This window comes from Bradyrhizobium sp. HKCCYLRH2047, assembly GCF_051168175.1.
Classification (GTDB): domain Bacteria; phylum Pseudomonadota; class Alphaproteobacteria; order Rhizobiales; family Xanthobacteraceae; genus Bradyrhizobium.
The window spans coordinates 177,557-188,185 of record NZ_JBNPUM010000012.1; the positions used below are offsets into that span (position 1 = coordinate 177,557).

The window sequence follows — 10,629 nt, forward strand, 5'->3', positions numbered from 1 at the left end:
CCGCGCAGGCGGGGCATCCAGGACACCCTGGCATATCGGCTGATCACTCTCGTCTGGGGCATACTGGACCGTCCGCTTTCGCGGACGATGACAGTTGAGGACTCAGGGCCCGTCCCCAAGAACGGCCAGGCGAACTAGAAGAACGCCTGGATGCCGGTGATGGCGCGGCCGAGGATCAGCGCGTGGACGTCGTGCGTGCCCTCGTAGGTATTGACCGTCTCGAGGTTGGCGACGTGGCGCATCACCTGATACTCGATCGAAATGCCGTTGCCGCCGTGCATGTCGCGCGCGACGCGGGCGATGTCGAGCGCCTTGCCGCAATTGTTGCGCTTGACGATCGAGATCATCTCCGGGGCCATCTTGCCCTCGTCCATCAGCCGGCCGACGCGCAAGCTTGCCTGCAAGCCAAGCGCGATCTCCGTCTCCATGTCCGCAAGCTTCTTCTGCACCAGTTGCGTGGCGGCAAGCGGACGACCGAACTGCTTGCGGTCGAGCGTGTACTGGCGGGCGCGATGCATGCAGTCCTCGGCGGCGCCGAGCACGCCCCAGGAGATGCCGTAGCGGGCGCGATTGAGGCAGCCGAACGGCCCTTTCAGGCCGGACACGTTGGGCAGCAGCGCGCTCTCCGGCACCACCACGCCGTCCATCACGACCTCGCCGGTGATCGAGGCACGCAACGAGAGCTTGCCGCCGATCTTCGGCGCCGACAGCCCCTTCATGCCCTTCTCGAGGATGAAGCCACGGATCTGGTTGTCATGCGCGGCCGACTTCGCCCACACCACGAACACGTCGGCGATCGGCGCGTTCGAGATCCACATCTTGCTGCCGGTCAGGCGGTAGCCGTCGGCGACCTTCTCGGCGCGGGTCTTCATGCCGGCCGGATCGGAGCCGGCATCCGGCTCGGTGAGGCCGAAACAGCCGACCCATTCGCCGCTGGCGAGCTTGGGCAGATATTTCTTGCGCTGGCTCTCGTCGCCATAGGCGTAGATCGGATACATCACCAGCGAGGACTGCACCGAGTTCATCGAGCGATAGCCGGAATCGACGCGCTCGATCTCGCGCGCCACGAGGCCATAGGCGACGTAGCTCGCATTGGCGCAGCCATATTCCTCCGGCAAGGTGATGCCGATCAGGCCGAGCTCGCCCATCTCGTTGAAGATCTCGCGATCGGTCTTCTCGTCGAGATAGGCCTTGGTCACGCGCGGCAGCAGCTTGTCCTGGGCATAGGCGCGCGCGGTGTCACGCACCATGCGCTCGTCCTCGGTCAACTGCTCGTCCAGCAGGAAGGGATCGTCCCACTGGAAGCTCGACTGGGCCGGCTTGTCCTTTGCCTGAGGGCGCGCGCTCATGAATGGTCCTTTCGCGTCTCGCTGCGCACGGGTCGCAGCAGTCTAGAGGTTAAATCCTGGAAGTTCAGCCTTCAAGCCGCTCGTTGGCGACGATCTCGATGCCGAAACCCGACAGGCCCTTGTAGTCATGCGCTGACGACGTCAGGTTCCGGATCGAGGTCACGCCGAGATCACGCAGGATCTGCGCACCGACGCCGACCTCGCGCCACTGCCGATGGCGATCGGCCTCCGCGGTATGCGGCTCTTCGACCGGCTCGACGGGAACGCCGGCCGCGCCGTCGCGCAGATAGATCAGCACGCCGCGACCGGCCTGCTTGAAGTGCTGCAGCACCGCCTGGATACGCTGCGGGCCTGCGATCAGATCCTTCACGATGTTGGGCTTGTGCAGCCGCGTCAGCACGTTCTTGCCGTCGCCGATGCCGTTGTAGACGAACGCGGCGTGGGTGATCGGATCGAACGGCGAGCGGTAGGCGAAGCCCTGCAGCGGCCCGATCGGGCTGTCGGTCGTGAAAGTCGACACCCGCTCGATCAGCTTCTCGCGCGCCTGCCGGTAGGAGATGAGATCGGCGATGGTGACATGCTTGAGATTGTGGGCCGCGGCGAAACGAACGACCTGCTCGCCCTTCATGACCGTGCCGTCATCGTTCATCAACTCGGAGATGACGCCGACCGGCGGCAGCCCCGAGAGCTTGCAGAGATCGACCGCCGCCTCGGTGTGGCCCGAGCGCAGCAGCACGCCGCCGTCGCGCGCGATCAGCGGGAAGATATGGCCGGGCCGCGCAAAATCATTGGCGCCGGCATTGGGATTGGCGAGCGCGCGACAGCAGGAGGCACGCTCCTCGGCCGAGATTCCGGTGCCACCGTCCGGCTTGTAGTCGATCGAGACGGTGAACGCCGTGGTGTGATTGGAATCATTGTGCGCGACCATCGGGTCGAGCCGTAGCCGCCGCGCGTCGTCGGCCGTGATCGGCGCGCAGACGATGCCGGAGGTATGGCGAATGATGAACGCCATCTTGTCGGGCGTGCAGAGCGAGGCGGCGACAATGAGATCGCCCTCGCCCTCGCGGTCGTCGTCATCGGTCACGACGACCATCTCGCCCTTGGCGAAGGCGTACAGAACTTCCTGGATCGAGTCGGCCATTGCAAGTCTCGCTGCTTTTCCGGGCTGCTTTAGCCGGGATCGCAGGCGCGCGCCAGAGCGGCGGAATCGCCGCGCGAAGGTCGCCTTCCCCGGGAAAAGGACCTGCCCTGCCAGGACAAGCGCCCTGGTATCTGTTTAAAGTCGCCTCAAATCGAGAACAAGGGAGCCGCGCCTCATGGCCGCATTCGATTTTGCACCCCTCCTCAGCCCCGGCCTGCCCGCGCCGGCCGCGCGCTGGACGGGACTCGCAAAATACAGCTTCGTCGGTGGCAACAACGACGCCGACGCCGTGCCCGTGGAGGGCTTGCGCGCGGCTGCCGACGCCGTGCTCGCCCGCGAGGGACGCGCGCTCGCCACCTACGGCCTCGCGCACGGGCCTCAAGGCTACCGGCCGCTGCGGGACTTTCTTGCCGCCAAGCTGACGCGCGACGCGGGCATGTCGGCGCGCGCCGACGACATCATGATCCTGTCCGGCTCGCTGCAGGGCCTCGACCTCGTCAACCAGGCGCTGCTGACGCGCGGCGACACCGTGCTGGTCGAGCAGGACAATTACCAGGGCACGCTGGCGCGGCTGGCACGACTGGGCGTCAAGGTCATCGGCATCCCGCTCGACCAGGACGGCATGCGAACCGATGCGCTGGCGACGGTGCTGGCCGATCTGAAGGATCGCGGCATCCGGCCGAAATACATCTATACCATTCCGACGGTGCAGAACCCGACCGGCACCATCATGCCGGAAAGCCGCCGTGCCGAGCTGCTGTGGCTGTCGCGCGCCTATGGCGTGCCGGTGTTCGAGGACGACTGCTACGCCGACCTGATCTGGGAGGGCAAACGGCCCCGTGCGATCCACGGCATGTCCGATCATGGCGGCGTGATCCACCTCGGCTCGTTCTCGAAATCGGTCGCGCCCGCGCTGCGGGTCGGCTTCCTGGTCGCGCCCTGGGAGATCATCTCGGTGCTGCTGGCCCTCAAGACCGATGCCGGCTCGGGCGCGCTGGAACAGATGGTGCTAGCGGAATATTGCAGGCCGCATTTCGCGACCCACGTGCCGCAGTTGGTGCGGGGCCTGCGTGCGAAGCTGGACACCCTGATCGAGGCGCTCAACGCGGAGTTCGGCACCGCCGCCGAGTTCGCGCCGCCCAAGGGCGGGATCTTCCTCTGGGTCAAGCTGCCGGACCAGGTTGACGCGATGAAGCTGTCACAGGCAGCGCTCAAACGCGGCGTCTCGATCAATCCGGGACCGGAATGGTCCACCGACGCCGCGCATGCGCGGAGCCGCCTGCGGCTGTGCTTCGCCAGCCCCTCGCATCAGGAGATACGCGAGGGCATCGCAGTGCTCGCCGACGTCTGCCGGGAGGAGTTCGGGGTGCCGCTCCGCTCGTCCAACGTGGAGCGCACGCGCGCGATCGAGTGATTTGCGCGCCGCTCACCGCACCGAAAAGGGCGACTGATAGGGCCGCCCGAACGGCACGCCATTGATCACCGTCTGCACCGGCTTGAGCTGCAGCTTGCCGTCGCGCTTGTTGCCGCGGGTATCGACGAAGCTGACGGGCCCCTCGACCAGGTCCATGATTGCAACGTCGGCCGGCGCGCCGACCTGCAACGTGCCGATCTTCGGCGCACGGTTGATGATCTTGGCCGGCACAGAGGTGGCCATGCTCACCACCTGCTCCAACGAAAATCCCATCGCGATGAATTTCGCCATCACGTTGGGCAGGAACGGCATGCCCGGACTGTTGCCGGAGAACACATGGATGTCGGAGGAGATCGTGTCCGGGCCGCAACCGCCGGGGATTGCGACTTCGGCCACGGTGAAATCGAAGCTGCCGCCGCCGTGGCCGACATCGAACAGCACGCCGCGCTGCTTGGCGGCGAGCGCCGCGGGCAGCAGCTTGCCGTCCTGGACGATGTTGGTGAAGGCGCCGCCCATATTCGGCGCGCCGGAATAGGCATGGGTCAGGATGTCGCCGGGGCGCAGCAGGTCCAGGATCTGTGACATCAGCTCGCCGGTCTCGACGCCACCGATATGCACCATCATCCGCGCCGGCCAGCCGCACAGCTCGCAGGCCTTGATGGCACGCTTCAGCGGCTCGATCCCGTGCTTGAAGATCACGTTCTCCGACATCCGCACCTTGACCCCGAGCAGGAAGTCCGGGTTCTCCGCCAGCGCCATGGCGCAGGCGTCGACCTGCGCGTTGTCGATGTTGTAGAGCTCGGCCACCGGGAACGCCGACAGGCCGTTGTTGGCGATGTGGACGAAGGCGTAGATGCGTGCCCGCGACTGGGCGGTGATGAAGCGGCGCAGCGCCGCCAGATTGTTCACACCGGCGTCGCCGGCCGAGACGACCGTCGTGGTGCCCTGGAATTGCACCAGTTCGTCCGGGGGAATCCCGATCGCCGAACCATAGGGGTAGACGTGACTGTGGAGATCGATCAGGCCCGGCGTCACCAGCCGGCCGTTGGCGTCGATCGACCGCAGCGCCCGCTCGGCCGGTATCTCGGGCTCGACCGCTTCGACGACGCCCCAGCGGATCCCGATGTCGCGCCTGCCTCGGAGCGACTGGCTGGGATCGATCACGTCGCCGCCCTTGATCACCAGATCGAACTTGTCGGCCGGCCCCATCGCGGCGCCGGCGGGACCCGATAGCGCGGCCATGGCGGCCGCTCCGGACGACAGCAGGAATTTGCGGCGCGACAGCGCAGACATGGTCAGCCTCCCCACGCTTGTTTGTAGTTGCGGGGAGCATGCGCCTTGTCCCCCTCGCCATCAAGGCCGGCCCGGAAAGAATGAGACTTTGTGCCAACGATCTCGGCGCAGGTCTGTCGTTGCGCCGTTGACGCAGTGCATTAAGATGTCACGGCAGTCATCCCCGCGAGACCGCATGATTTCGATCTCCCGCCCTCTCATCGCAATCGTCCTCTGCGCATCATCAGCGTCTGCCGCCCGGGCCGACGACACCGTCGAGGTCGCCCGGACCTGGGGCCTGATCGGAACCTGGGCCGCCGACTGCAGCGCACCGCCGGTCAAGGGCCGCGGCGCCATCATCTCCTACGAAGTCACGGACGATCGTCACCTGATCTATCGTCGTGACCACGATCCGTCCGACGTCAACCAGGTGGCGAGCGCACGCGTCGAGGCGGACCAGACGCTGGTGCTCTCGATCGTGCTGCCCAAAGCGCGCCAGACGCGAGAGAACGGGATCACCCGGACCGCCGACGGCAACATCCGCTCCGTGTTCAATCGCGGCGAGGACGACAGCTACACCATTCGTGACGGCCGCTTCGTTGCCAACGGCAAGCCGACGCCAGCGCTCAGGAAATGCGACTGACGCGGCGGGCTCGAGGGGGCGCCGCGATTCGCCCGCGAGCTTGAAGACCAAATCTGAACGTGCATTCAGCAACTTCGTGGAAGTTCCTGCGGAACGTTCTTTCACACTTCAAGTTGATCCCGCACTTTCATTCTGGAGGACAACATGAAGAAAATCGCTCTCGCGCTCGCTTCCCTGGCGGTCGTCGCGCTCGCGGCACCGTCGATCGCCAATGCCGAGACCGTGGTCATCAAGCGTGGCGGCCATCACTACCACCACGGCTGGGATCGGTCCCGCGCCGAATACCGCATGCATCGTGAGTACCGGCCTCACCGTTATGTCCGGCCCTTCCACCGCCATCACGATCGCACCGTGATCATCCGGCGCGACTGATCTGCAACTTCGACACAGCAATGGCCCCGCAAGGGGCCATTTTCTGTGGCGTTCGTTCTGACGCCCGTTCTTGCAGGGCTTCGCGTGGTCGTCAGCGGTCCCAGTCCGGCGCAAAGGCCGGATTGACGAAGCGCTTGTCCTTCGGGAGGGACGCGATGGTGGCGCGATCCTCATCGTCGAGTTGAAGCTTCATCGCATCCCAGTTCGCACGCTGACTTTCCGGGCGCGCTGCCTTGGGGATCGCCGCCACCCCATCCTGGTCCAACAGCCATTTCAGCGCGACCTGGGCGGCGCTGGCGCCATGCTTCCTGCCGATGGCCCCAAGCGTCTCGTCGGCGGCGGCCCGTCCCTGCGCAAGCGGGCAATAGGCCACCAGGGGAATCGAGCGGCCCGCCATGTAGGCCATCAGCTTCGACTGGTCGAGCATCACATGATATTCGACCTGATTGCAGGCGACAGGTGCCTCGACGTCCTCCACCGCCTGCTTCAGCAGCGCGACGGTGAAGTTTGCGACGCCGATCGCGCGCGTGCGCCCCTCCTCCTTCAGCTTCAGCAGCGTCTCCAGGGCGGCGGGCAGGTTCATCCCCTTGGCCGGCCAGTGGATGAGATAGAGATCGACGAACTCCAGCCGGAGCTTCTTGAGGCTCGTGTCGAAGGCACGGCGGATCGCATCCGGCGCGAGGTTCTCCGGCCAGACCTTGGTGGTGACATGCAATTCGGCGCGCGGCAGATTGGTCGCCGCAAGCGCGGCGCCGATCGCGTCCTCGTTGGCGTACATCTCGGCGGTGTCGATGTGGCGGTACCCGAGCGCAAGCGCGCTCTCGACGGCCTCGCGGCAGACGGTGCCCTGCATGCGAAAGGTGCCGAGCCCGAGCTTGGGCAGGCGGATACCCTGGGTGTCGATGGCGTTCATGAAATCTCCTGGAATCGCGCGAGCCGCTCGCCAGCGAGCGCCGGCGGCAGCCTCGAAACATCAAGACCTTGGCGGGAAGTGCTCAGCTTGCCTTCGCTCCGCTTGCGAGTTCAAGCAAGCCGGCATCCACCTCGATCAAGATGTCGGGAGCGAGGTTCCTGGACGCAACAGGCGCGCGGGTAGACCCGCCGATCAGCGCCAGTTGCAGATGCCGCCGCTGCCAGGCCGGCACGGCCAGGTCTGAATGCGCGTATCCATCGCCTGCGCGTCGAGCGGATTGCCGCGCCGATGGACGAGCTTGGTGCGGGCGGCGCCGCGGGACCGCTCGGCCGTCCTCGTACCATGAGGCCGCCGGGTGGCGACGGCGCGCGGGATTCCGGAACTGACGTCGGGGTCAACAGCAGAACGGACGGCGACCGCAGGTCGATCTGTTTTGGCTTCGATGGGCACGGGTTCGAAATGCGCCTCGGGGCCGAGCGGCTCCGGCGACAACACGGCCTTCGACAAATCGAGCTTGAGGAAGTCACCCGGCTGATAGGCCCCTGCCACAGCATCGGTCGCTGCGAGCAACACGGCGCATGTAATCGCGCCGACAACAGCTCTCAACACCATCCCATCCTCCCGTTCCCCCGCGTAACGCCACTTACGCGCGCCCCTGCCATGAGATCTCCGCGCGCCCGCCGACGGCAAGGCGCACGGCTGCAAGAACCGGCTGCGAGCGCCTGAGTTCGCGCCACGCATCATGTTCGATGATCGACCGTTATCAGTTCGGAGAAAGCGCCCGCCAACCGCCGGTCGTTCGACGCATCATAGCCAAAGTTCCGCGCTCGTCTCTCATGTAGGTCACGGCGCCGTCATTTCCAGGCCCAAAACTGCTGATCACGGTTACCGCTGTGCACGCAAACGGGCGCTCGCGAGATAAGTCATACTAATTCGAGGATTCGATTCTGATGCGGCAGCGTAGCCTCTCGGCGACGCCCGGCGCGATATGCATGACGCCGGGCTTGGCCGCGAACTCGCCGTCGAAATTGAGCGGACTAGCGAAACCGCGCCACGGCTCGATGCACAGGAACGGCACGCCGCCGGGCTTCGACCAGATTCCAAGCTGACGGAAATTATCCCAGGCTAACTCAAGCGCCGGTCCCCTGGTTCCGACGAGGCGAACCGAACGGCTGGCCGGCTGATCGAGGATCACGGCATCATCGTCGAACAGGCGTTCGCTCAACGGGAGAACGCGCCCCTCGATCGGTGAGGGCTCCGGCCGCTCGCGCAGCAAACCGCCGGTCAGACGGCGGATCGGCGCCAGCTCAGGCTCTGCAAAAATCAGCCGATAGCTCTCCTTCGGCTGGCCGGGGAGCAGCGGCCAGTTGAAGGCGGGATGGCCGCCGAACGAGGCGGGCAGCATCTCCGCACCGGGGTTGGCGATCTCGACCGCCACATCCAGCGCGTCAACGGCGATCCGATAGCTCACCGTGAGACGGAAGGCGAACGGATAGCGCACCCGCGTCGTCTCGTCGTCGGTCAGTTGCAACACGCACGACTCGGCCCCGCGCTCCAGCCAGGTGAAACGCAGGTCGCGGGCGAAGCCGTGCTGGGTCATCGGATAGGTCTGGCCGCGGTGGTGGAGCTGGTCATTCTTGAGTCGGCCGACGATTGGAAACAGCCATGGCGCATGGCGCGGCCAGGCGCCTCCGGCCTGCCAGAGCAACTCCAGGCCCCCGGCCGTCTTCAGCGAGCACAGCTCGGCGCCATCAGCCTTGACCGAGGCGGTGATGCCGCCCGCGCCGATCGTGTGAAGGTCGTCGCTCATCTGCCGTCACCCTCGTCGCAAAGAGATCACACGAGGTGATGCCGGATCGCGGCAGCAACGTCCAGGGTGCGGTTCATCACCAGCGCGGAGACCACCGCCACAAGCACAGGGGACGGGGATGTCGAACACGCGGCCGAAGCCGAGGATATCGCCGCGTTCATAGGGCCCGCGCGGTGTCCGAAGGGTAGGCAACCCGCGCCAAATCTTCGTGCAGGCCGCCGCTTGCCGGACCTGATCATTCGTGTACGAATGACCGAAACCGGCTTGATGCTGCGCCGCGTGCAGGCGCAAACTGCCGCAAATGCTTTGCCAGGAGAGAAGGATATCCCGATGGCCCATGACGCGCCGCAAGCAACCGGTCCCAGCAAGCTGGTCATCCGCAACATCGGCCTCATGCTGTCCGGTGCCCTGGAACGGCCCATCCTGGATGCCGACACGATCGTCGCCGAGAACGGCAAGATCACGGGAATCGGCCGCTTCAAGGACGTCGACACCGAAGGCGCGACGACCATCGTCGATGCCCATGGCACGACGGTGGCGCCAGGCCTGATCGACAGCCATGTTCATCCGGTCGCCGGCGACTGGACGCCGCGGCAGAACCAGAGCAACTGGATCGATTCCTATCTGCATGGTGGCGTCACCACGATGATCTCCGCCGGCGAGGTGCACATGCCCGGCCGGCCGCGCGACGTCGTCGGCCTGAAGGCGATGGCGATCTTCGCGCAGCGCGCATTCTGGACGCTCCGTCCCGGCGGCGTGAAGGTGCATGCCGGCGCGCCGGTGATCGAATGCGAGATGGTCGAGGACGACTTCAAGGAGCTCGCCGCCGCCGGCGTCAAGCTGCTCGGCGAGGTCGGCCTCGGCGGCGTCAAGGACGGCCCGACCGCGCGCAAGATGGTCGGCTGGGCGCGCAAATACGGCATCCAGAGCACCATTCACACCGGCGGTCCGTCGATCCCCGGCTCCGGCCTGATCGACAAGGACGTCGTGCTGGAGGCCGGCACCGACGTCATCGGACACATCAATGGCGGTCACACCGCGCTGCCCGACGATCAGATCCGCTGCATCTGCGAGGGCTGCAAGGCGGGGCTCGAGCTGGTGCACAACGGCAACGAGCGCTCGGCGCTGTTCACCTTGCGCACCGCGCGCGAGATGAACGATCTCCACCGCGTCATCCTCGGCACCGACGCGCCGGCCGGCTCCGGCGTGCAGCCGCTCGGGATCCTGCGCATGGTCTCGCTCTTGTCCTCGCTCGGCGATGTCCCGGCCGAGATCGCGTTCTGCTTCGCCACCGGCAACACCGCGCGGATGCGCGAGCTCGATTGCGGCCTGATCGAGGTCGGCCGCTCCGCCGACTTCGTCATCATGGACAAGGCGCAGCACTCGCCGGCCAAGACCCTGCTCGACAGCGTCCAGCTCGGCGACCTCCCCGGCATCGGGATGACCATCATCGACGGCATCGTCCGCACCCAGCGCAGCCGCAACACGCCGCCGGCGACGAAAATTCCGGAGATCGTGGCGAAGTAGTTGCCACAAGCTTCGTCATTGCGAGCGCAGTGCTCGTGAATGCGCCCTCTCCCCTTGTGGGAGAGGGCATGCAGGACGGAGCAGAAATCTCGGTCGGGTGAGGGGTATCTCCCATTGGCGCTAACTTACCAAATTAACGCTTGGTATTCTCGTTTTCTTGGCGGCTCTTGGAGATGGCGTTGAATGTT

General features: G+C 65.8%; 10 protein-coding genes. 4 read left to right on the forward strand and 6 right to left on the reverse strand.

The features are described 5' to 3' along the window. Positions 1-134: 134 nt before the first annotated feature. Both ACQR1D_RS26215 and ribB read right to left on the reverse strand, forming a co-directional pair. A complete protein-coding gene (locus tag ACQR1D_RS26215) occupies positions 135-1,349 on the reverse strand; it encodes an acyl-CoA dehydrogenase (RefSeq protein WP_315802297.1) in 1,215 nt (404 codons plus the stop codon). Positions 1,350-1,413: 64 nt separating this feature from the next. Next, positions 1,414-2,490: a 3,4-dihydroxy-2-butanone-4-phosphate synthase gene (gene ribB / locus ACQR1D_RS26220; RefSeq protein ID WP_315802296.1), complete on the reverse strand. Its 1,077-nt coding sequence runs from the start codon at positions 2,488-2,490 to the stop codon at positions 1,414-1,416. Between the two features lie 175 nt (positions 2,491-2,665). On the opposite strand from ribB, the gene ACQR1D_RS26225 reads away from it, so the two are divergent. Then, complete coding sequence (locus tag ACQR1D_RS26225; RefSeq protein ID WP_434839807.1) at positions 2,666-3,904, forward strand: PLP-dependent aminotransferase family protein; 1,239 nt, start codon at positions 2,666-2,668, stop codon at positions 3,902-3,904. Between the two features lie 12 nt (positions 3,905-3,916). Here ACQR1D_RS26225 and ACQR1D_RS26230 read toward each other — a convergent pair whose 3' ends face one another. Further along, positions 3,917-5,197, reverse strand: coding sequence for an amidohydrolase family protein (locus ACQR1D_RS26230; protein WP_434839808.1), 1,281 nt, complete (start codon positions 5,195-5,197; stop codon positions 3,917-3,919). A 175-nt stretch (positions 5,198-5,372) separates the two neighbouring features. Here ACQR1D_RS26230 and ACQR1D_RS26235 point away from each other — a divergent pair, with 175 nt between their 5' ends. Together ACQR1D_RS26235 and ACQR1D_RS26240 are read left to right on the forward strand one after the other, a co-directional pair. Beyond that, the gene (locus ACQR1D_RS26235) at positions 5,373-5,819 is read left to right on the forward strand and encodes a hypothetical protein (protein WP_315802293.1); all 447 of its coding nucleotides are present in this window, start codon (positions 5,373-5,375) and stop codon (positions 5,817-5,819) included. A gap of 144 nt (positions 5,820-5,963) precedes the next feature. Beyond that, positions 5,964-6,191: a hypothetical protein gene (locus tag ACQR1D_RS26240; protein ID WP_315802292.1), complete on the forward strand. Its 228-nt coding sequence runs from the start codon at positions 5,964-5,966 to the stop codon at positions 6,189-6,191. A 91-nt stretch (positions 6,192-6,282) separates the two neighbouring features. Here ACQR1D_RS26240 and ACQR1D_RS26245 read toward each other — a convergent pair whose 3' ends face one another. The 3 genes from ACQR1D_RS26245 to ACQR1D_RS26255 all read right to left on the reverse strand — a co-directional run bounded on the left by ACQR1D_RS26245 (position 6,283) and on the right by ACQR1D_RS26255 (position 8,914). Next, on the reverse strand, positions 6,283-7,104 hold the full coding sequence (locus tag ACQR1D_RS26245; protein WP_434839809.1) for an aldo/keto reductase: 822 nt from the start codon (positions 7,102-7,104) through the stop codon (positions 6,283-6,285). A 192-nt stretch (positions 7,105-7,296) separates the two neighbouring features. Continuing rightward, entirely contained in the window at positions 7,297-7,716 is a 420-nt protein-coding gene (locus ACQR1D_RS26250) for a hypothetical protein (protein WP_434839810.1), read from the reverse strand. A 316-nt stretch (positions 7,717-8,032) separates the two neighbouring features. Then, positions 8,033-8,914: an aldose 1-epimerase family protein gene (locus ACQR1D_RS26255; RefSeq protein WP_434839811.1), complete on the reverse strand. Its 882-nt coding sequence runs from the start codon at positions 8,912-8,914 to the stop codon at positions 8,033-8,035. A gap of 330 nt (positions 8,915-9,244) precedes the next feature. Between ACQR1D_RS26255 and ACQR1D_RS26260 the strand changes: the two genes are divergently transcribed. Beyond that, a complete protein-coding gene (locus ACQR1D_RS26260) occupies positions 9,245-10,441 on the forward strand; it encodes an amidohydrolase family protein (protein ID WP_315802289.1) in 1,197 nt (398 codons plus the stop codon). Positions 10,442-10,629 lie beyond the last annotated feature (188 nt).

Bases quoted from the DNA above. Each gene is read 5' to 3' on its own strand.
- ACQR1D_RS26215 (WP_315802297.1), bottom strand. From the start codon at position 1,349: ATGAGCGCGCGCCCTCAGGCAAAGGACAAGCCGGCCCAGTCGAGCTTC.
- ribB (WP_315802296.1), bottom strand. From the start codon at position 2,490: ATGGCCGACTCGATCCAGGAAGTTCTGTACGCCTTCGCCAAGGGCGAG.
- ACQR1D_RS26225 (WP_434839807.1), top strand. From the start codon at position 2,666: ATGGCCGCATTCGATTTTGCACCCCTCCTCAGCCCCGGCCTGCCCGCG.
- ACQR1D_RS26230 (WP_434839808.1), bottom strand. From the start codon at position 5,197: ATGTCTGCGCTGTCGCGCCGCAAATTCCTGCTGTCGTCCGGAGCGGCC.
- ACQR1D_RS26235 (WP_315802293.1), top strand. From the start codon at position 5,373: ATGATTTCGATCTCCCGCCCTCTCATCGCAATCGTCCTCTGCGCATCA.
- ACQR1D_RS26240 (WP_315802292.1), top strand. From the start codon at position 5,964: ATGAAGAAAATCGCTCTCGCGCTCGCTTCCCTGGCGGTCGTCGCGCTC.
- ACQR1D_RS26245 (WP_434839809.1), bottom strand. From the start codon at position 7,104: ATGAACGCCATCGACACCCAGGGTATCCGCCTGCCCAAGCTCGGGCTC.
- ACQR1D_RS26250 (WP_434839810.1), bottom strand. From the start codon at position 7,716: ATGGTGTTGAGAGCTGTTGTCGGCGCGATTACATGCGCCGTGTTGCTC.
- ACQR1D_RS26255 (WP_434839811.1), bottom strand. From the start codon at position 8,914: ATGAGCGACGACCTTCACACGATCGGCGCGGGCGGCATCACCGCCTCG.
- ACQR1D_RS26260 (WP_315802289.1), top strand. From the start codon at position 9,245: ATGGCCCATGACGCGCCGCAAGCAACCGGTCCCAGCAAGCTGGTCATC.